We start from the raw sequence: 21,543 nt of genomic DNA, 5'->3' as shown, positions 1-21,543 counted from the left end.
GTTGCCTGAATTACCTGAAGTCGAGACCGTCAGACGAAGCTTGGAACGGACGGTCTCCGGAAAAACGATTTCTTCCGTCAAAGTATTTCATCCGAAGATGATTCGGGGAATGGAAGTCGCACCGTTCGTTGATGCATTGAAGCAAGAGCGAATCGAACGGATCGAGCGTCGGGGGAAATTTTTACTGTTTACGTTTGAAAGATTTTATCTCGTCAGTCATTTGCGGATGGAAGGGAAGTATTTCCCTTATCCGCAGGCGATTGAGAAGGATAAGCATACACATGTCATCTTCCGCTTTACAGACGGTTCGGAACTGCATTACAACGATGTCCGGAAATTCGGCACGATGGAGCTGCGCGAGAAAGAGACCGCGATGTCGGTCCCGCCACTGGCCCAACTCGAACGGGAACCGTTTGATCCGACGTTTACGGCAGAAGTCCTGGCTGAAAACCTGATCCGGAAAAAGCGGAGCCCGATTAAAACCGCGCTACTCGATCAATCGATTTTTTTAGGACTGGGGAACATTTATGTCGATGAGACGTTGTTTGCTGCCCGGGTCCATCCGTTAACGAAATCAGGGGCTTTGACGTTAGATGACATCTCACGGATTCATGTTGCCGGTGTGGATGTGTTAGGGAAAGCCGTTGAAGGCGGCGGGAGCACGATTCGGAGTTATGTGTCTCCGACCGGAAAAGGTGAATTCCAATTACAGCTTGCTGTGTACGGACAAACCGGTTCACCTTGTCCGAGGTGCGGGACAGCAATCGAGAAAATCAAAGTAGGTGGACGAGGGACGCACTTCTGTCCGACATGCCAACAGGTGGCTTTATGAGAATCGGACTGACCGGAGGAATTGCAACCGGAAAAAGTACGGTCTCTGCCTATCTACAACAACAGGGTGTCGTCGTCATCGATGCGGATCTTGTCGCCCGTCAAGTCATCGAACCGGGCGGGTTGGCTTATGAGGAAGTCAAAGCCGCTTTTCCGACAGCCTTTTCAGAAGGGGAACTCGTTCGTTCAAAACTCGGGGATATCATTTTTCACGATAATGAAAAGCGGATCATCCTGAATGAACTGATGCATCCGAAAATTCGGCAACAGATGTTAGAAATGGCGTCTCAAAACGAACAGGCCGGACAATCCATCATCGTTTTTGATATTCCATTACTGCTAGAAGGAGACTGGAAACAACTTGTCGATCAAGTCGTAGTGGTCTATTGCCCTGCTAAATTACAAAAGCAACGTTTGATGGAGCGGAATCATCTAACAGCAGAAGAGGCGCAAGCCAGAATGGATGCGCAACTCGATATCGAGCAGAAAAAGCGTTTGGCAGACTACGTTCTGACTAATGAAAGTACACGAGAAGCATTATACCGGCAAATCGATGACTGGCTAAAAACGATTCGTTCCGCATAAAGGAAAACCGTTTAGATCGGTTTTCTGCCTGGAAAAGTGTTTTCGTAATCAAAGTGGGAGAAAGTTACCAACTTCTCTCACTTTTTTTAGATTACGTAATGAAATCGCTTACATTTCATGATATAGTTCTATCTGTAAACGGAGCATCATCCGTCACATTGAAGGGGGATCCGAAAATGGGAGTCAAGGTGGCAGTTAACGGTTTTGGTCGAATTGGTCGAATGGTATTCCGGCGTCTAATCGCTGAGGGGAAAAGTGAGGTTGTCGCCATTAATGCAAGTTATCCGGTGGAAACATTGGCACATCTCATCAAATATGACACGGTTCACGGGAAATTTGCTTATCCAGTCGACATCATTGATGGGGCATTGATGGTGAATGGACGACAAATTCAAATCGTCAGCGAGCGCGACCCGGAACAGTTGCCGTGGGGGCAACTGGGCATCGATATCGTCGTTGAGGCAACCGGGAAGTTTAATTCAAAAACAGGTGCTGAAAAACATTTGACGGCCGGAGCTAAAAAAGTCGTCATCACGGCGCCAGCCAAAGGGGATTTACGTACGATCGTCATGGGGGTCAATGACGAGATGTATGATCACGAGACGGATGCGATCGTCTCGAACGCTTCGTGCACGACGAACTGTCTCGCACCTGTCGTTCAAGTCATCGACCGGGCGTTCGGGATTGAATCGGGTCTTGTGACGACGATTCATGCCTTTACGAATGATCAAAATAATATCGATAATCCGCATAAGGATTTACGACGGGCACGGGCTTGCGGATCATCGATCATTCCGACTTCGACCGGAGCAGCCAAAGCGATTTCACTCGTTTTACCGCACCTCGAAGGAAAACTCAACGGACTGGCACTCCGTGTTCCGACACCAAACGTCTCACTGGTCGATCTGGTTGTGGAAGTCAGCCGCGATACGACAGTCGCTGAAGTCAATGAGGCATTCGTGAAGGCAACGGACGGAGCGCTCGACGGAATACTCGGTCTGACGATGGAACCACTCGTTTCGATCGACTTCAACGGAGAAGAGAAGTCAACAGTCGTCGACGGTCTGTCGACGATGGTCATGGGGGGACGACAGGTCAAAGTCCTCGCTTGGTATGACAATGAGTGGGGATACTCATGTCGTGTCGTCGATCTCGTTCATCTGGTTGGTGCACATATCGAGGCAAGCGGAAACGAACAAAAACAACTGGAGTTAAAATAAAATAATAATGAAGAATCGCTCTACAGCAACCTGTAGAGCGTTTTCTTCGAGAAAATATATTAAAATTCGAAATTTATCCTTGTGTATCTTTTTGATACTCGCTATAATTCAAATCGTGAACTTCAATCGGTCTGGCAATCGCAGCTTAAAGGGTTAGGACCTCTCTGGACTAACTTTCCCCCGTGGGTGCGAACGACTCAGGCGCAAAGTAAGTGATCAACTACTTTGAAGACCATTGAATGTAGGGGGGATCCACAAATGGATACTATGGGAAGACACATTATTGCAGAACTTTGGGATTGTAATCCTGAAAAATTGAACGACATGGAATTTGTAGAACGACTTTTTGTTGATGCAGCACTTCAAGCAGGTGCGGAAGTACGCGAAGTCGCATTCCATAAGTTTGCTCCACACGGCGTCAGCGGCGTCGTTATTATTTCTGAATCGCATTTAACGATTCACAGTTTCCCAGAGCATGGTTATGCATCTGTTGATGTATTTACATGTGGCGATCGAATCGATCCGGCCATCGCAGCGCATTATATCGCTGACGGACTCGATGCGAAAATCCGTGAAAATGTCGAAATTCCACGTGGTATGGGACCTGTTGAAGTTCCGGCTGCTAAGGTTCAGCACGTTAACTGACAAAAACACGAATCAACAAGCCCTCGTCTTATGGCGAGGGCTTTTTAATATGTCTGACGTCTGTTATTCTTAATAGTAGAAGAAAACAGAAAAAGGGTGATGAGGGAATGGGACTGAAAGAACGGTTACAAAAACAAATGGAAACGTCAGATACACATAAAAACGAAAAGTTACGGACCCATTACTATGCAGCGACCGTAGAGATGCTATTTACGGGGTTGGAAGCGACAGTAACGAAACAACAGGGAAAAGTTAAGCGGATCGATCAAGGGCGCGGAGAACTTGCGTTTAGTGCACCTGGCTTAGATGGTCTGGCGACTGTCATCATGGTGGGATCCGGCCGTACGGCTGTTGATTTGTTCCTGCACCGCGACGGTTTGCTTGGTCCCGATCTTGAAAAATGGATTGAATCCATTTATCAGGAGCTTGATTCGACGTATCGTTTAAAAATGATCGGTACGAAAGAAATTACGTGAATGGAGGTACGACATGCGTTGTCCAGCCTGCAACTATAACGGGACAAAAGTATTAGATTCGAGACCCGTGCAAGATTTTGGTTCGATTCGCAGACGGCGGGAATGTGAATCATGTGGCTATCGCTTTACGACATTTGAGATGGTAGAACAAACGCCTCTCATCATCGTCAAAAAAGATGGAACACGTGACGAATTCAATCGGGACAAAATCTTGCGTGGATTAGTCCGAGCATGTGAAAAACGCCCGATTTCCATTGAACAACTGGAAACAGTCGTCAGCCGGGTTGAAAAAACACTACGAGCAACGGCACAACATGAAATTCCGAGCGAACAGGTCGGACGACTCGTGCTGAATGAACTCGCTTCTGTCGATGAAGTAGCGTATGTCCGGTTTGCCAGTGTCTATAAGCAATTTAAAGACATCAATGTCTTTTTCCAGGAATTATCCGAATTGATGGAACGTCATCAAGACACTGAACGGGAAAATCAAACCTAATGAAGGAGAGGTCGTCTGACTGTTCAGAACGCCCTCTCTTTTTCTCACGAAAGAAGGGATGAAGCAAATGATGGAACGTGAATTGTCAGGGACCGATCTCTGCTTGATCATGAGTAATGGTGTCGTCGACCGGGAAGCATATCAGTCCCTCTACTATCTGTATCAACCAATTATCGGTGTGAAAGCGCTTGGTCTGTACCAAACGTTTTGGAGCGAGATGATTCCCGGTAAGACGAAATCGCAATACATCTCGCATGCAGAACTCGGCACGCTGCTCGGATTTTCAGTCGATGAATTCAAAGAAGAACTGTTTAAGCTCGAGGGGATTGGTTTGATCCGGACCTTTGAAGCGAAACAGGCCGCTTACCGTTATGTCTATCAAATCCGTGTCCCGTTAGCACCAAACACATTTTTAAACGATGGGGTGCTGTCGAGCTTACTGTTCTACCGCGTCGGCGAAATTCGTTTCCGTGCTTTACAAAATCGTTTCCGGACTGATCCGCTACCGAAAAACGTCGTCGACCGGACTGTCCGGTTTGATCAAGTATTTGACGTCAAGGCAGGACTCGCCTCTGCGCATCAGCCGAAATCCTATGCGAAACAGGAACGGGCAGCTTACGAATTTGATTATTCGTTTGACCTTGAAGAAATGAAACGCCAAACCGATCGCTTCTTGCCACGCAGTTTTTATACGAAATCGATTGACCATCTGTTGTTGAAACTGGCGTACGTCACACAATCGAACGAAGCCCTCATGGCAGAACTCCTGAACGCCCGTTTCCGTCATGAAGCGTACTTGCCGATGACGGACAGTGAAAAGCAAGAACGGTGTAAACAGATGATGCTGTCGGCGAAGCAGAAACTCAGCCGGGAAAAGAAAGCCAAGGTTGCCGTTCTCGAAGAAGTAGAGGTCGGGGAGCTGAGCGAAACGGAGACGATGGAAGGAACGCATCCGAAGCATTACGTTGCGAAACTAAGAAAAGTCAAAGCACTGTCGGAGCGTGATGAAGAGTTGATTCAGCAATTGATCATCGACTATGAGATGTCGTCCGGAATCGTCAACGCAGCCTATTATTATGCGTTAGTCATTAAAAAGGATAACCGTTTCAGTAAGAACTTCCTTCTCTCGATCGTGGATGACTGGAAACAAAAAGGATACGTCACGGCAGCCGAAGCATTGGCGAAAACGAAAGAACAGGACGAATTGATTTCGAAAAAGCAGGATCAGAAACAAGAGCGTTCACGGCAAACGGTCGGTGGACGAAGAGGTCGTTCCAATGCGACCGGGCCGAATCCGAAATGGTTGCAGGAAGAAAAAGAAAAACAACAGCAATATGAAGCGACGAAAAAAGCCAGTTTTGAAGCTGAGGTGCCAGATGATGAAGAAATGGAACGGATTCTGCGGGAACTCAAAGGCAAATAAAGGAGTAGTGAGATGGAACATATCCAATCATCGATTGAAAAGATTTTAAACCGGCCGGACGTGGCAGAATCGGTTCGAGCCATTCATCAGCGTGTCTTGTCACATCCGGGAGTTATCATGTTTTTACGGACGCACCCTGAAATTGATCAACGGACGATTGAACGGGGCATGCTGAAACTAAACGAGTATGCTGAACAGATGCACGGGAATCAAATCATTGAAAAGAAGGCCGTCATCGAAGGGTATCAACCTGTCCTGCATTTAGAAAAAGGTCAGATCATGGTTGCTTATGAAAAAACCCAGGCGTTACGCGACCGTGAAAACGAGCGGGCTCTCGAAAAGAAATTTAAAAGTCTGTTCTTACCGGATGAAGTCCGGGATGCGAACTTCAGTGACTTTGATTTGACGACGACGGACCGGAAGCTCGCTTTGCGTGCAGCTTCACAGTTTTTAAATACAGTCCGTTCAAAACAACAAGTCAAAGGATTGTACCTGCACGGCAGTTTTGGTGTCGGGAAAACGTATTTGCTTGCTGCAATCGGGAATGCATTAAAAAAGGAACGGGTTGCGACAATTTTGGTTCATGCACCCGGTTTCGTCTCGGAAGCGAAGCGGCGGATCCGGTCGGACAGTTTCGATACGTTTTTGGAAAGTTTTCAGACTGTGCCGGTTTTGTTGATTGACGACATCGGAGCGGAGTCAATCAGTCCGTGGGTCCGCGATGAATTATTCGGAATCATCCTGCAATACCGCATGATGCACCGTCTGCCGACCCTGTTCAGTTCCAACCTGTCGTATGACGAACTGGAGTTGCATTTCGGGATTACGAATGACCAGGGAGATAAACTAAAAGCGATGCGTCTGATGGAACGGATCCGGACGACGACGAATCCGGTCGAGTTTTTAGGTGAAAACCGACGGCGCTATTAATTTCTCTTGTCAAAGAAGTTCGACTTTCGCTATACTAAGGACACGATCTGTATAGATGTCAGCTACGATTGAGGACATGAAAAATGAACAGGGACCAAACAAGCGAGAGAAGGATGGTGAAAGCTTCTCATGGAATCCGTCATTTCTTTACTCCCTCATAGCTCAAGCGGGGCTAATCCGCTTGCGTGTCACGCCCGTTATCGCGTGTTCGAGCCGGTGCATGGAAACATGTTCGGGAACGAGGGTGGTACCACGAGATTGAGACTCGTCCCTTTTTGAGGGATGGGTCTTTTTTATTTTAATTTATAGGGGGAAGCAGTCATGTCAAACATTGCTCTTACATTTCCAGATGGTGCAGTAAAGGAATTTACAGCCGGAACGACAGCTGAAGAAGTCGCCGCTTCAATCAGCCCGGGATTACGGAAAAAAGCGTTTGCCGCAAAATTAAACGGACAAGTCATCGATTACCGTCGTCCGATTGAGCAAGATGGTTCGATTGAACTCGTCATGCCGGATTCGGAAGAAGGACTGGATTTAATCCGTCACTCATCTGCTCACTTAATGGCACAAGCAATTAAACGCCTGTACCCGGACGAAACGATCCATCTCGGAATCGGACCGACGATCGAAAACGGGTTTTACTACGACATCGATATGGAGCGCCGCCTGACAGAGGAAGACCTGCCGGAAATCGAAAAGATGATGAATAAGATTGCCGGTGAAAACTTACCGATTGAGCGGGAAGTCGTTTCACGAGATGAAGCATTAGCTGTTTATCAGGAATTAAATGATCCGCTTAAAATCGAATTGATTGAATCGATTCCTGCCGATCAGGATTTAACGTTCTATCGTCAAGGCGAGTTCTTCGACTTATGCCGCGGACCACATGTGCCGGCGACGGCTAAGTTACAAGTCTTCAAATTGATGAGCATCGCCGGTGCTTACTGGCGCGGGGATTCGAAAAATAAGATGTTGCAACGGATTTACGGAACAGCATGGGCAAACAAAGACCAACTGAAACAACACCTTCATTTCTTGGCGGAAGCGAAAGAACGCGATCACCGAAAACTCGGCAAAGAACTCGACTTGTTCTTCACATCTCAAGATGTCGGACAAGGATTACCGATGTGGTTACCAAAAGGGGCGGCCATCCGCCGGACGGTCGAGCGTTATATCGTCGATAAAGAACTTGAACTAGGATACGAGCACGTCTATACGCCGGTTCTTGGTTCGGTTGAATTGTACAAAACATCAGGACACTGGGATCACTATCAAGATGATATGTTTCCGAAAATGGAGATGGACAATGAAGAGTTGGTTCTCCGTCCGATGAACTGTCCGCACCATATGATGATTTATAAAAATGAACCGCGGTCGTACCGTGACTTACCGCTCCGCGTTGCAGAACTCGGTGGCATGCACCGGTATGAGATGTCGGGTGCGTTAACAGGTCTTCAGCGTGTCCGTTACATGGTTCTCAATGATGGACATACGTTTGTTCGTCCGGACCAAATGAAGGAAGAGTTCAAAGCAATCGTCCACTTGATTCAGGAAGTATATGCCGACTTCGGCATCACAGACTACAAGTTCCGTCTGTCGTACCGTGATCCGGCCGATAAAGAAAAATACTTCGACAACGATGCGATTTGGGAAATGGCGCAGCGTGAGTTAAAAGAAACGATGGATGAGCTCGAACTGCCGTACTTCGAAGCAGAGGGCGAAGCCGCATTCTACGGACCGAAGCTTGACGTGCAGGTCCGCACAGCGCTCGGTAAAGATGAAACGCTGTCGACCGTCCAACTCGACTTCCTCTTGCCTGAACGCTTTGAGCTGACGTATAAAGGAAACGACGGACAAGATCATCGTCCTGTCGTCTTACACCGTGGTGTTGTCTCGACGATGGAACGATTCGTAGCGTACTTGATTGAAGAGTACAAAGGAGCGTTCCCGACGTGGCTCGCACCAGTTCAAGTCAAATTGATCCCGGTCTCAAGCGTACATGAAGACTACGCACGTGAAATCAAAACGATGCTCTTGAAAAAAGGGATTCGTGTCGAGACAGATTTCCGGGATGAAAAACTCGGTTACCGGATTCGGGAAGCGCAAGTCAACAAAGTACCGGTCATGCTCGTTCTGGGTGATAAAGAAATCGAAGCGCGTGAAGTCAATATCCGCCGTTACGGTTCAAAAGATTCAAGCAACGCATCACTGGAACAGTTCGTCAGTGATTTGGAACAAGAAATCGCAAACCGTTCAAAATAAGGATTTAGTAATAGCAATAAGAGGGTGGCTCACAGCTGTCCTCTTTTTTTGTCCTACAGATTCTATGTCTGAATACCGATAATAGGGACAGGGAAGGGAGATGAAAAAATGAAAAGAAGAATGATGCTCGGAGTATGTCTGGTCTTGGTATTTCTGCTTTTACCTGATACAGAACATGCGATCAGTATGAAAAGTTACCGGATTACGCCACAGACAGAGCCAATTGATCCTGCACTTCGCGCTTATTCGACATATAATAGCCAAACCAAAAATCATTATACTCTCCGGTCGTACCTTGAAAAAATCGAGGCAGAAGGCGGAGGGACGTTAGTCTTGTCAAAAGGCGTGTATCTTTCCCCTTTACGCGTCGGGATTCCTTCCAATACGACCATCATTTTAGAGGATGGTGTCATCATCAAGAAGACGAAGGAGACCGGGACGCCAAAGCTTCAAGCAACAACAAGTATCTTTGATTTAGTACCGCCCTCTGTTTTACGGTTAAATACAACGGTCGGAACATACAGTGGATCCAAAAATATCAAAATCATCGGACGGGGAAGTGCTCAAATCGATTTGAATTATTTTCCGCGCGGCTCGGCTTTTGCCATCGCACATAATGAAAATCTGTATCTCGGGGGAATCACGATCCGTCATCAACAAGGATCGCATGCGATTGAACTGGATGCGACAAAAACGGCACTCATTGAAAACATGCACTTTGTCGATGCGAAGATGATTGCCGGGACAGGTCCGAATGAATCCATTAATCTGGATACGCCGGATCCGGTCACGAAAGGATTTCAATGGAAATGGTCGGCGCAAGACCGGACACCGAATCATGACATCACGATTCGAAATAACGACTTCACCAATGTTAATGTCGCAATCGGCACACACCAATACTCTCAAGATCGTCCGCATACGGCGGTCCGTATTTTAAATAACGTGATTGACGGGACGAAAGATCATGCGATTTCAATGATGAACTGGAACCAACCGGTCATTCAATACAATACGATTCGAAACGTTCACCGTCCAGATGGGAAAGGCATCGCTATTTTGGGACGAGGAGTAGTCGGTGGCAGCATCAAACAGAATCGTCTGGAAAAGATCGACCGGGCCATTCAATTTCAGCCACACGTCAATTATGGATTCAAGCCGCTGTACAATCGGTTTACGGATAAAGAAAAACTGAGCTTTCGTCAGAACGAAGTAAATCAAGCAACAGTAAATCAAGTCGTTTTGTTTTCCAAGTTAGGTGTTTTTTCGGCGGAAACATCGGAACGCTTTAATTTTGTTCCATAAAAAAAGTCTATTCCTTTACGGAATAGACTTTTTTTATGGAAACATTATTTTTGCATTTGTTGTAAGAACGGTTGGATATCGACTTGTAACGCTTCTGACAATTTTTTACCAAGAGACTCATCCGCGCGGTAGAAGTTACAGATGGCAAGCAAGACGGTATTCTCATGGCGGACTTGTTTTAAGTCATCCACTAAATTGTTCAGGAGTGCCATTTGTTCTTCTTCTGTCATGCGACGGTATACTTCACCGGCTTGACCGAAGTTGTTAGTTTTTTCGATTTCGAGACGGCCATGGATGTCATCATACAACGGTTGGTTTTCTTCCGTGTATTCCGGTGTCTGTTTCGGCTCATCCTGATAACGGTTCGGTTCATAGTTGACCGGGCTTGATTGCTGTCCGACCGGCATTGCACCATCACGTTGGTAGTTGTTGACTTGAGCGAACGGACAGTTGATCGGCAACTGTTGGTAGTTTGTTCCGATCCGGTAACGTTGCGTATCTGAATAAGAGAAGAGACGTCCTTGAAGCAACTTATCTTCAGAAGGCAACATGCCTGGAATTAAGACACCCGGGTTAAAACCGACTGATTCAGTTTCAGCAAAGTAGTTATCGACGTTTTTGTTTAAGACCATTGTGCCGACATGTTGGAACGGGATGACATCTTCGAACCAGTCTTTTGTTGCATCGAGCGGATCAAAGTCAAAATTGTCGACATCTGACGGGTCAAGAACTTGGACGAACAGATCCCACTCCGGGAAGTCTCCGTCTTCGATTGCTTGGAACGTATCGTTTGAAGCATGGTTGAAATCTTTTCCTTGAATTTCTGTCGCTTCGTCCGCTGTCAGGTTATGGACACCGACTTTCGGCACCCAACGCAATTTGACATAAACCGTATTTCCGTGTGCATTCACCCATTTAAAAGCATGGACGGATGAACCGCGCATTTTACGGTAGCTTGCCGGAATACCTTCATCTGTAAACAGGTGCATCAACATGTTTGTCGATTCCGGACGCAATGTCATGAAGTCCCAGTAGCGGTCCGGATCTTGAATATTCGTACGTGGATCCGGTTTTAGCGAGTGGACCATATCCGGAAATTTCATCGCATCACGAATGAAGAAGACCGGTAAGTTATTACCGACGAAATCCCAGTTTCCTTCTTCTGTATAGAACTTAACCGAGAAGCCGCGTGGATCGCGTAATGTTTCAGGAGAATGTGTACCGTGAATAACGGTTGAGAAACGAGCGAATACAGGAACCTCTGTACCTTCGTTTTGAAGGAATGCAGCTTTTGTATATTTCTTCATCGAGTTTTTCACTGTGAAAACCCCGTGTGCACCAAAACCGCGGGCGTGAACGACACGTTCCGGAACACGTTCCCGGTCGAAGTGGGCCATTTTCTCAATCAATTGATAGTCTTCGAGTAATGTAGGACCTCTACGACCTGCCGTGCGCGAATTCTGATTGTCGCCAATCGGAACACCTTGATTAGTGGTTAATCGTTTTTCATTCATTAATAACTCCCCCTTATGTAAAAGATTACATTGATTATAAAACAATAATTATTCTAAATAAAGAATAATGCTCTGCAAATTCTGAAAACTTTTTCTGCCCTTTTTTATTTACCCAGGATAACAACCTTAGAAACTTCTTGCTAAAACGAGACAGGATTGCTATTATAATCAAGTATCTGAGCAACGTTCTAACCGAACAGATATAGCGGCTTGACATCGAGGGAAAACAAGTGCTATGATAGCAAAGTGAAATGACAACAAAGCAGAAGCATCCCGCTTCTCACCACGTATAGCAATCTATGCTGGTCCATCATGATGATATGTGATAGTAGAGTGTTCTCTGACTATTGTATACTTTATGAGTGTGGGCGGGAAAAACTGCCGACGCTTTTTTTATAGCGTTTTATATCATTCATTTTTCGTGCTCTGCACGATGGAGGTGCTAACCATTAGCAAAGATCTGTTAATCAATGAAGGCATTCGCGCTCGAGAAGTTCGTCTTATCGGAGCGGATGGTGCTCAACTTGGAGTCCAGTCGCGTACAGAAGCGTTACGTTTAGCTGAGGAAGCTGACCTTGACCTCGTCATGGTCGCACCACAAGCGACGCCGCCAGTATGTAAAATCATGGACTACGGTAAATACCGTTTTGAGTTACAAAAAAAGGACAAAGAAACTCGGAAGAATCAGAAAGTGATTCAGATGAAAGAAGTCCGTCTCAGCCCGACAATCGAGGAGAATGACTTCCAAACGAAGTTCCGTAATGCGAAGAAATTCTTGGAGAATGGTAACAAAGTGAAAGCGAGCATTCGTTTCCGCGGACGTGCCATCACTCACTCAGAAATCGGTAGACGTGTCCTCGAACGTCTCGCTACAGAATTAAGCGAGTTCGGTGTCATTGAACAGAGACCGAAGATGGAAGGACGCAGCATGTTCCTAGTGCTTGCTCCAAAGAAAGAAGACTAATCGAATCGAAGTAGGAGGGAATCTCTCATGCCTAAAATGAAATCGCACCGCGGTGCTTCTAAGCGTTTCAAACGTACTGCTTCTGGTAAATTGAAACGTGGTCGTGCTTACACAAGCCACTTATTCGGTAACAAATCAACTAAAGCGAAACGTAAATTACGTAAAGCTAGCATGGTATCATCGGGTGACTTTAAACGTATCCGTCACATGATCGCTAAGTAATTTACCCAATCGTACACAGATTTAGGAGGGAATTTATATGCCACGCGTAAAAGGCGGATATACGACTCGTCAACGTCGTAAAAAACAACTCAAATTAGCTAAGGGCTATTACGGCTCGAAACATACACTCTTCAAGGTTGCAAAACAGCAGGTCATGAAATCTCTCATGTATGCTTACCGTGACCGTCGTCAAAAGAAACGTGACTTCCGTCGCCTCTGGATCACTCGGATCAATGCGGCTGCACGTATCAACGGTCTTTCTTACAGCCGCATGATGCATGGTCTTAAATTAGCAGGTATCGACGTTAACCGTAAGATGCTCGCTGACCTCGCAGTTACAGATGCAACTGCATTTGCTTCACTTGCTGACACAGCAAAAGCAAAATTGAACGCTTAAGTTCTACAATTCGTCGGGGAATTTAATTCTCCGGCGTTTTTTTTGGATTCATGGTAAAATAAAAAAGCGCATTTTATGGGCTGAGGCAATTTTTTTAGATTAAAAGGAGAATTAAGATGGACTGGTTGACACTTTTTGAAATGCAGGAACAATTGGATAAACGGATTCAGTCAGAACATAATTTGACGGGAAATCAATTTGATGAACGTTTGCTGGCGCTATTAGTGGAGCTTGGTGAGCTTGCGAACGAAACGCGTTGTTTTAAATTCTGGTCGACAAAAGGACCATCGGCTCAAGTCACGATTCTCGAAGAGTATGTGGATGGTGTCCATTTTCTACTTTCGTTAGGACTTTCTTTAGAGTATCGTAAAAACGAATTTGTCGAAGGTGATTACTACCTGACGGCGACAGATGCGTTTTTAGATGTCTATAATAAGACAAACGTGTTTGCGATTTCGCGGACAGAACAAAGTTACGATGTTCTGATTGGTGCTTATCTCGCATTAGGTGCTACACTTGGATTTACACAAGAAATGATTTTCAAAGCTTATGTCGCGAAAAACGAGGCGAATCACGTTCGCCAAGACAACGGTTACTGAGGAGGAAATCAGATGAATGAACAATTACATATGCTGAAACGTCTTACGGACGCAACGGGTGTTCCCGGAAATGAGAAAGAAGTACGTCAATTAATGCGCGAATATCTCGAACCGCATGCAGAAAACTTCCATCAAGATGGATTAGGCAGTTTGTTTGCCGAACGTCAAGGGGCGGGAGAAGATGCACCACGGATTTTGATTGCCGGGCATATGGACGAGGTCGGATTCATGGTCACGAAGATTGATGAGAAGGGATTCCTTCGCTTCCAACCACTCGGTGGATGGTGGGGACAGGTTCTTCTTGCGCAGCGTATGAATATTGTCACGTCATCTGGCGAAGTCATTCCAGGTGTGATTGGTGCGAAACCACCTCATGTTTTACCACCGGAAGCGCGCAATAAACCAGTCGATATCAAAGAGATGTTCATCGATATCGGCGCTACTTCGAAAGAAGAAGTCGAGGGGTGGGGGATCCGACCGGGAGATACGGTTGTTCCGCATTGCGAATTTACTGTGATGAAAAATGATAATTTCTTGATGGCAAAAGCGTGGGATAACCGTGTCGGGTGCGCCATTGCAATCGAAGCGATCAAACGCTTAAAAGAAGAGGGGCACCCGAATACGATTTTTGCCGGTGCTACCGTGCAGGAAGAAGTCGGCTTACGCGGTGCTCAAACGATTGCAAATCTGCTTCGCCCGACGATTGCGTTTGCAGTCGATACAGGAATTCCAGGAGACACACCAGGTATGACGGACCGTGAAGCTTTGTCGAAACTCGGAGAAGGCGTTCAAGTCATCCTGTTTGATGCCACAATGATTGCACACCGTGGATTGATTGATTTTGTCACAACTGTTGCTAAAGAAGAAAACATTAAATATCAATTGGATCTGACACCGGGTGGTGGAACAGATGCAGCGAAATTCCATCTGTCTCATACAGGTGTGCCTTCTCTTGCACTGACTGTTCCGATTCGCTACCTGCATACAAATGTTTCAATCATGCATAAAGCAGATTTCGAAGCAGCCGTGGACTTGATCGTCGCGGTAACAAAACGTTTAGATGCAGAGACGGTCCAAGCGATTTACGAGGGGTAAACTATGAAACACATTTCATCTGCAAAAAACGAAATCGTTAAACAATGGAAAAAATTACTGACTAAAAAAGGACGTCTGCAAACAAAACGTTTCCTGATTGAAGGGGAACATTTAGTCGAAGAAGCCGTTCGTGCCGGAATCATTAAAGAGTTAATCGTGCGCGAAGATGTTCAAGTACCGGGTTCGTGGAAAAAGAATGCCGCTGATTTGATCACGATTGATGAATCAGTCGCAAAAGTACTCTCTGAAACAGAAACGACACAAGGGATTTTTGCTGTCTGTGAGATGAAACAGCAAACTGAACGCTTGGAACGCGGACGTTACCTCTTACTCGACCGTCTTCAGGATCCAGGTAATGTCGGTACAATGATTCGGACGGCAGATGCTGCCGGATTCGACGGAGTGATCATCGGACATGGAACGGTTGATGTCTACAACAGTAAAGTCCTCCGGGCGACACAAGGATCCATCTTCCATTTACCGGTCATCATGATGTCACTTGAAGAAGCCGTTCAAGACTTACATGAACTGGGTGTCTTCATTTTAGGGACTGACTTACGTGGAGCTCAACCTTACACAGATGTTGAGAACCTGGGTGCCATCGGATTGATTATCGGAAACGAAGCGCAAGGTGTTGCTCCCGAGTTGCTTGATCAGTGTGATGGTCGGGCATACATCCCGATTCGCGGAAAAGCAGAGTCCTTAAATGCGGCAGTTGCCGCTGGTATTTTACTGTATCATTTTGCTCCGGCTGATTGAATCCAAGGAACGTTCATGCTAAAGTGAATTACAGCATCATATTTACCTAGACAACGATGGAACAGAGTAGGTTAGAAAACGATTCGATCAGGGAGAGGAAGCCTTAGACTGGGAGCTTCTTTACGAGTCTGCTAGCTGAATTCACTCCGGAGTCGCACGAGAGATCGTGACGGGAGGCGCCCGTTACCGCGCCACTTGAGGACTTGAGGAATTCAGGTCGAACAAGGGTGGTACCACGATTAAATTGAATCGTCCCTTCGGCATTTTGCCGGAGGGACGATTTTTTTATTTGGAAAAGGAGTGAGGAATATGCGTGAACAATTAGAAGCATTGCGTGATGAAGCGCTACAACTGGTCAAGCAGGCAAGTACACAAAAAGAATTAAACGACGTCCGGGTGAAATATCTTGGTAAAAAGGGACCAATTACAGAAGTTCTCCGGGGAATGGGAAAACTTTCAGCAGAAGAACGACCGGTCGTTGGAGAAATCGCGAATGCTGTCCGCGGTGTGATTCAAACAGAACTCGAACAACGCCTTGTCGATGTAAAACAACAGGAAATGGATGCGAAATTAGCGCTCGAAGCGATTGATGTAACACTTCCGGGTCGTCCGAAACAGGTCGGACAAGCGCATTTACTGCAACAAGTAACGGATGAAATCGAAGATATCTTTGTCGGACTTGGTTATACGATTGCTGAAGGTCCGGAAGTCGAACAGGACTTGTTCAACTTCGAAATGTTGAATTTGCCGAAAGATCATCCGGCCCGTGATATGCAGGATTCGTTTTACATCACGGATGAGATTTTAATGCGTACCCATACATCACCGGTACAAGCGCGGACGATGCTCGCTTCAAAAGGTGAACCCATCCGGATTCTTTGTCCCGGAAAAGTCTATCGCCGGGATGAAGATGATGCGACGCACTCGCACCAATTCATGCAAGTCGAAGGTCTGGTCGTCGGCGAAGAGATTTCAATGGCAGACTTAAAAGGAACACTTGAAGCATTCGTTAAACAAATGTTCGGTGAAGCACGTGAAATTCGTTTACGTCCAAGCTTCTTCCCGTTCACTGAACCATCGGTCGAAGTCGATGTGTCCTGTTTTAAATGTGGCGGTAAAGGCTGCAACATCTGTAAGCAGACAGGTTGGATTGAAATTTTAGGAGCAGGTATGGTTCATCCGCACGTGCTTGAAATGGCGGAATATGACAGTACGAAAATGTCTGGCTTCGCCTTCGGAATGGGGATTGAACGAATCGCCATGTTGAAATATGGTGTTGATGATATTCGCCACTTCTATACGAATGACGTTCGCTTCAGCGAACAGTTTTAAGGGGGAAAACAGATGTTAGTCTCAAAACAATGGTTACAGGAATTTGTTGATGTTCGTCAGAAGACAGGTCAGGAATTAGCTGACTTGATTACGAAAAGTGGGATTGAAGTCGAATCTGTCGAGGTGCGGGATGCTGACTTAAGTAATATCGTCGTCGGTCGTGTTCTGACGAAAGAAAAACACCCGGAAGCCGATAAATTAAACGTCACGACGGTCGATATCGGGCAAGAAGAGCCGGTTCAAATCGTTTGTGGTGCACCGAATGTCGATGCCGGACAAGATGTCATCGTCGCTCGTGTCGGAGCCCGTCTGCCTGGCATTAAAATCAAACGCGCTAAACTGCGTGGTGTTGTTTCAGAAGGCATGATCTGTTCGCTTGAAGAACTCGGATTTGAGAAAAAATACATCCGTGAAGATGAACAGGATGGCATTCATACGTTCCGTGAACCGGTCACACCGGGTCAGGACGTCCTTGAATTGCTTGGTCTGCATGATGAGGTATTGGAACTCGGATTGACGCCGAACCGTTCGGATTGTTTGAGTATGTACGGCGTGGCACACGAAGTTGCTGGAATCTTGAATTCAACACCTGTCTTCCCGGACGTCGAAGTACCTGAGGGAACGGCATCGACTCAAGTCACCGTTCAACTGGACTCGGAAGCCTGTACGTTTTATGCGGCCCGGGAAATTCGTGATATTACAATCGGTGAATCCCCATTATGGCTAAAAAATCGTCTGATCGCGAACGGAATCCGCCCCATTAACAATGTCGTCGACATCACGAACTTCGTCTTACTGGAGACGGGACAACCGTTGCATGCTTTTGATGCAAAAAAATTAGGACAACAAATCGTCGTGCGCCAAGCAAAAGCCGGTGAAACGTTCCAGACATTAGATGAAGTTGAACGGACACTTGATCCGTCAATGCTCGTCATTACAGACGGCGAACGTCCGGTGGCACTTGCCGGTGTCATGGGGGGAGCGAACACGGAAGTTGATACAACGACGACTTCGATTGTCCTCGAATCTGCTTACTTTGCACCGGCATCCGTTCGGAAAACAAGCCGCGTGTTAGGTCTTCGTTCGGATTCGAGCTCGCGTTTTGAGAAAGGTGTCGATCCGCGTCGTGTCGTGTTGGCACTTGATCGGGCCGCAATGCTGATTGCTGAACTTGCAGGAGGTACGGTATTATCCGGAACAGCCCAAGCCGGTACACTTCAACTGGAGGATCATCTGATTGAAGGTAGTGTCTCGTATATTAACCACCGTCTTGGTATGGAAATTGAAGGAACTGTCATGAAAGATTTGCTCGAACGTCTTGGTCTTGAAGTCGAGCTGTCAGCAGATGCATTGACAGTAAGTGTACCGACACGTCGTCAAGATTTAATGATTCCGGCTGATTTAGCGGAAGAGGTCGCCCGTCTTTACGGATATGATGCGTTGACGTCAAGCCTACCGCGGGAAGCGAGTCGCGGTTTCTTACCTAAACGTAACCAACACCGCCGTAAAATCCGTCACCTTCTTCAAGGCGCAGGTCTTTCACAAGCCATCACGTACTCCTTGACGAGTGAGCAACGCGCGATGCAATTCAATGAACAACAGGATTTGCATCCGGTTAAATTAGCGATGCCGATAAGCGAAGCCCGTTCGACACTCCGGACCTCGTTGATTCCGGGATTGCTTGAAGTCGCACAACACAATGCGGCGCGGCAACATGCAGACCTTGCCTACTATGAACTCGGAAGTGTTTATCTGCAACGTGATGCTTCACTTGAGACCTTGCCTCTTGAACAAGAAATGGTAGCAGGAATCATGGTAGGGCTGGCAGAGCAACACCGTGTTCACGGGACGCATGTCAAAGCAGACTTCTTCGTCATGAAAGGAATCGTCGAGACGCTCGCCGAAGCACTTGATGTCTCCTTAACGTATGAAGCTGTAGCCATGCAATCGATGCACCCGGGCCGGACGGCACGGATTTTCCTTGACGGTGAAGCAATTGGCTTTGTCGGACAAGTTCATCCTGGATTATCTAAAGAAGAATACGGTCTGAAGGAAGTATATGTCTTCGAACTCGATGCGATGACATTGCACTCAAAAGAAGCTCGCGTCTACCAAGAGATTTCACGTTTCCCATCGATGACACGTGACGTCGCGGTTGTGCTGAAGCGTGAAGTATCTGCGAGTGAAGTCGAAGCCGTCATCATGCAAGCAGCAGGTCCTCTGTTGAAACAAGTGGAACTGTTTGATGTGTATACCGGTGATAATGTCGGAGCCGATCAAAAGTCGTTTGCATTCTCGTTACGGTATCAGAATAAAGAACGGACACTCGTCGATGAAGAAGTCGCGACAGCCCATCAACAAGTAATCGAAGCTCTTCAATCATCGTTTGAAGCCGAGTTACGTTCTTAATCGTGTCATACAGCGTTCAAGATGTACTCAAAAGTAAATGATTGCCCGAAAAAGGGAGCTGGATGAATGTACATCCAGCTCCCTTTTGATACATACAGAAAATCATGAAGCAAGTTCTTGCTCATGCGGTGGTTCATTTCGGCGGTTGAAAATAAAGTAGATGAAACCACTTGTGAGGACGATGGCACTGCAAAACAAAAACATATTCGAGTAGCCGATTTTGGCTGCAAGACCCGACAGTAGTAATGCGCCGAGACCAAACCCGCTGTCGTAAGCCAAGAAAAAGGTGGAAATGGCTTTCCCTTTTTGGTGTGGTGCGGCATAGGTCAGCATCACCGTCTGGAGTCCGGGGAAAATCGAAGCCGATCCGATTCCGATGATGAGTGCAGCCAAAAGTAACCCGGGTAACGAAGGGAAAACTCCTAAGAGAATAAAACCGAGACCATAGAGCAGGTAAGAAGGAAATAAAACGAAGCCTGGTCCTTTTTGGTCAAACCATCTGCCGGCAAGCGGACGGATTGCCACCATGCCAAGAGCGACGAGGGCATAAAAGTAAGAGGCGTAGGAAATATGGCCAATCGAATCCGTATACAGCGAAATAAAAGCCGCTGTACTGGAGATTGCGACACCGGCCAGAGCAGTTGCAAGTAATAATAACGGACGGGACAGGAAAAGTGATTGATGAAGCCGGAATACCCGCGTATTCGGTACATGTTGACTCGTCAACGGCAAACGAATCATCAGAACGAATGAAACGAATGCAAGCAGTGCGACTGTGATGAAATAAAGGAAAAAGGCATCGTGTTGAATCAAACTGAGTCCAATGACCGGTCCGAGAACGGATGCGAGATTCATGGATAAAACAAAGTACCCCATGCCTTCACCTTGGCGGGTTTTCGGAATGAGTGTCGTTACGGCCAAGCTGATGGATGAAGATAACATTCCGAAACTAAAACCGTGAAAAATGCGGATGATGATGAGATACAAAAAAGAATTCAAAGGAAGAACCAACAGATAGAAGACACTCATTGTTGTAAACAATGCTGCTGAAATTAACAGCATCCGTTTGACATCATGGCGGTCAAGCCAATGACCAATCAATGGTCGGGAACAGACGGTTGCTAAAATGAAGCTGGTCACGACCCAGCCAAGTGCAGCTTGTGAAACATCAAATTGTTTAGCGGCAAGTAACGGAAGCGAAGCATTGAGTAGATAAAATGTAATGAACAACAACAGATTAATCAATAAAGTCAGCACGTAATGACGATGAAATAAACGGTTTTTCAAAGGGAATCCTCCTGTTCATCTGGACGGTGTGTTGCCAGTAATTGTGTCATGACTGCTGCAATGGTGGTTTGGTCGTCGACTGAAACAGGTTGCAGAAATGCACGATGAGCCGACTGGACTGCTTGATCGATTTCACGATAAGACTGACGGGCGGAAGGGGTTAAAGTAATCAGGCGTTTACGCCCAGAACCCGTTCGCGTGATGTAGCCCAACTCTTCGAGACGCGCAACGGTCTTGGTGACAGCGGGTTTTTCAATGACTAAGTATTTAGATAAGGCAACTTGCGAAACGGGTTCGAGAATGGCGACCGCTTTGATTAAACCCCATTGTCCGGTGTGTAATGAAAAAGGCAGAAGCGCCGCATCGATATCACGTTTGGCGAGGCGTGCTACTTTGGATAATTGTCCTAACAAATCTTCTTGAAATGTGTTCATATAAAAAACTCCTTTAAGTTAACTAGTTAACTTAAAGGAGTATACCGGATCGATGACACGATGACAAGTGATTTTTCTGAAGGAAGCGGAAAGGATGGTCAACATGAAGGTAATTGATGCAGCTAGCAGTCGATTCGAGTAGTCGTCGTGCATCAATCAGATGATGGAGTCACCACATTAGTTAAGCATATTAGTTAAGCACATAGCGGATTAGTTAAGCGCATTAAATGAAGGGTTTGAAATTTCTAGAAGCCAAAATGATCGGCTATTAAAAATAAAACGTTACAGCTTGCCGGAAATAGGGTAATTTTACGAAAAGAGAGCTGTTGTTCGATACTGGGCTGAATTCGTCGAATGA

Annotated in this window: 21 protein-coding genes; 18 read left to right on the top strand and 3 right to left on the bottom strand. The window is 46.3% G+C overall.

Annotated features, from left to right (window positions below; genetic code table 11):
- Position 1 precedes the first annotated feature (1 nt).
- The 10 genes from mutM to ACP26N_RS11800 all read left to right on the top strand — a co-directional run bounded on the left by mutM (position 2) and on the right by ACP26N_RS11800 (position 10,173).
- Complete coding sequence (gene mutM, locus ACP26N_RS11845) at positions 2-832, top strand: DNA-formamidopyrimidine glycosylase (protein WP_426353899.1); 831 nt, start codon at positions 2-4, stop codon at positions 830-832.
- A complete protein-coding gene (gene coaE, locus ACP26N_RS11840) occupies positions 829-1,416 on the top strand; it encodes a dephospho-CoA kinase (RefSeq protein ID WP_131972398.1) in 588 nt (195 codons plus the stop codon). The genes mutM and coaE overlap by 4 nt, the downstream gene beginning before the upstream one ends.
- A 176-nt stretch (positions 1,417-1,592) precedes the next feature.
- The gene (locus ACP26N_RS11835) at positions 1,593-2,636 is read left to right on the top strand and encodes a glyceraldehyde-3-phosphate dehydrogenase (protein WP_426353897.1); all 1,044 of its coding nucleotides are present in this window, start codon (positions 1,593-1,595) and stop codon (positions 2,634-2,636) included.
- Positions 2,637-2,894: 258 nt separating this feature from the next.
- Complete coding sequence (gene speD, locus ACP26N_RS11830) at positions 2,895-3,281, top strand: adenosylmethionine decarboxylase (protein WP_114595264.1); 387 nt, start codon at positions 2,895-2,897, stop codon at positions 3,279-3,281.
- A gap of 107 nt (positions 3,282-3,388) precedes the next feature.
- Positions 3,389-3,757, top strand: a complete 369-nt coding sequence (locus ACP26N_RS11825) for a hypothetical protein (protein WP_426353896.1) — start codon at positions 3,389-3,391, stop codon at positions 3,755-3,757.
- Positions 3,758-3,770: 13 nt separating this feature from the next.
- The gene (gene nrdR / locus ACP26N_RS11820) at positions 3,771-4,253 is read left to right on the top strand and encodes a transcriptional regulator NrdR (RefSeq protein ID WP_114595266.1); all 483 of its coding nucleotides are present in this window, start codon (positions 3,771-3,773) and stop codon (positions 4,251-4,253) included.
- A 67-nt stretch (positions 4,254-4,320) separates the two neighbouring features.
- A complete protein-coding gene (locus tag ACP26N_RS11815; RefSeq protein ID WP_026827756.1) occupies positions 4,321-5,676 on the top strand; it encodes a replication initiation and membrane attachment family protein in 1,356 nt (451 codons plus the stop codon).
- 12 nt (positions 5,677-5,688) lie between these two features.
- A complete protein-coding gene (gene dnaI / locus ACP26N_RS11810) occupies positions 5,689-6,606 on the top strand; it encodes a primosomal protein DnaI (protein ID WP_131502783.1) in 918 nt (305 codons plus the stop codon).
- Positions 6,607-6,927: 321 nt separating this feature from the next.
- On the top strand, positions 6,928-8,868 hold the full coding sequence (gene thrS, locus ACP26N_RS11805; protein WP_131502782.1) for a threonine--tRNA ligase: 1,941 nt from the start codon (positions 6,928-6,930) through the stop codon (positions 8,866-8,868).
- 108 nt (positions 8,869-8,976) lie between these two features.
- On the top strand, positions 8,977-10,173 hold the full coding sequence (locus ACP26N_RS11800; RefSeq protein ID WP_188004590.1) for a right-handed parallel beta-helix repeat-containing protein: 1,197 nt from the start codon (positions 8,977-8,979) through the stop codon (positions 10,171-10,173).
- A gap of 44 nt (positions 10,174-10,217) precedes the next feature.
- Here ACP26N_RS11800 and ACP26N_RS11795 read toward each other — a convergent pair whose 3' ends face one another.
- The gene (locus tag ACP26N_RS11795; protein ID WP_131502780.1) at positions 10,218-11,687 is read right to left on the bottom strand and encodes a catalase; all 1,470 of its coding nucleotides are present in this window, start codon (positions 11,685-11,687) and stop codon (positions 10,218-10,220) included.
- A gap of 433 nt (positions 11,688-12,120) precedes the next feature.
- On the opposite strand from ACP26N_RS11795, the gene infC reads away from it, so the two are divergent.
- The 8 genes from infC (at position 12,121) to pheT (ending at position 19,464) form a co-directional block, all read left to right on the top strand.
- Entirely contained in the window at positions 12,121-12,651 is a 531-nt protein-coding gene (gene infC / locus ACP26N_RS11790; protein ID WP_012371059.1) for a translation initiation factor IF-3, read from the top strand.
- A gap of 27 nt (positions 12,652-12,678) precedes the next feature.
- Positions 12,679-12,873: a 50S ribosomal protein L35 gene (rpmI, locus tag ACP26N_RS11785; protein WP_012371058.1), complete on the top strand. Its 195-nt coding sequence runs from the start codon at positions 12,679-12,681 to the stop codon at positions 12,871-12,873.
- A gap of 37 nt (positions 12,874-12,910) precedes the next feature.
- Complete coding sequence (gene rplT, locus ACP26N_RS11780) at positions 12,911-13,270, top strand: 50S ribosomal protein L20 (RefSeq protein ID WP_012371057.1); 360 nt, start codon at positions 12,911-12,913, stop codon at positions 13,268-13,270.
- A gap of 116 nt (positions 13,271-13,386) precedes the next feature.
- Positions 13,387-13,869 carry a dUTP diphosphatase gene (locus ACP26N_RS11775; RefSeq protein WP_071500229.1) on the top strand — a complete coding sequence of 161 codons (483 nt, stop codon included), beginning with the start codon at positions 13,387-13,389 and terminating at the stop codon, positions 13,867-13,869.
- Positions 13,870-13,881: 12 nt separating this feature from the next.
- A complete protein-coding gene (locus ACP26N_RS11770) occupies positions 13,882-14,964 on the top strand; it encodes a M42 family metallopeptidase (protein WP_012371055.1) in 1,083 nt (360 codons plus the stop codon).
- A 3-nt stretch (positions 14,965-14,967) separates the two neighbouring features.
- Positions 14,968-15,723, top strand: coding sequence for a TrmH family RNA methyltransferase (locus ACP26N_RS11765; RefSeq protein WP_026827761.1), 756 nt, complete (start codon positions 14,968-14,970; stop codon positions 15,721-15,723).
- Positions 15,724-16,032: 309 nt separating this feature from the next.
- Entirely contained in the window at positions 16,033-17,055 is a 1,023-nt protein-coding gene (gene pheS / locus ACP26N_RS11760; RefSeq protein ID WP_026827762.1) for a phenylalanine--tRNA ligase subunit alpha, read from the top strand.
- A 12-nt stretch (positions 17,056-17,067) separates the two neighbouring features.
- The gene (gene pheT, locus ACP26N_RS11755; protein WP_426353891.1) at positions 17,068-19,464 is read left to right on the top strand and encodes a phenylalanine--tRNA ligase subunit beta; all 2,397 of its coding nucleotides are present in this window, start codon (positions 17,068-17,070) and stop codon (positions 19,462-19,464) included.
- A 102-nt stretch (positions 19,465-19,566) separates the two neighbouring features.
- On the opposite strand, the gene ACP26N_RS11750 is transcribed toward pheT, so the two are convergent.
- Together ACP26N_RS11750 and ACP26N_RS11745 are read right to left on the bottom strand one after the other, a co-directional pair.
- Positions 19,567-20,751 carry an MFS transporter gene (locus ACP26N_RS11750; protein WP_131972404.1) on the bottom strand — a complete coding sequence of 395 codons (1,185 nt, stop codon included), beginning with the start codon at positions 20,749-20,751 and terminating at the stop codon, positions 19,567-19,569.
- The gene (locus tag ACP26N_RS11745; protein WP_426353889.1) at positions 20,748-21,185 is read right to left on the bottom strand and encodes a MarR family winged helix-turn-helix transcriptional regulator; all 438 of its coding nucleotides are present in this window, start codon (positions 21,183-21,185) and stop codon (positions 20,748-20,750) included. Before ACP26N_RS11745 ends, ACP26N_RS11750 begins: the two co-directional genes overlap by 4 nt.
- Positions 21,186-21,543: the final 358 nt, after the last annotated feature.

Source organism: Exiguobacterium sp. R-39, assembly GCF_049942815.1.
Classification (GTDB): domain Bacteria; phylum Bacillota; class Bacilli; order Exiguobacteriales; family Exiguobacteriaceae; genus Exiguobacterium_A.
The sequence above is the reverse complement of the archived record's forward strand: the minus strand, read 5'-3'. Positions and strand labels throughout refer to the sequence as shown.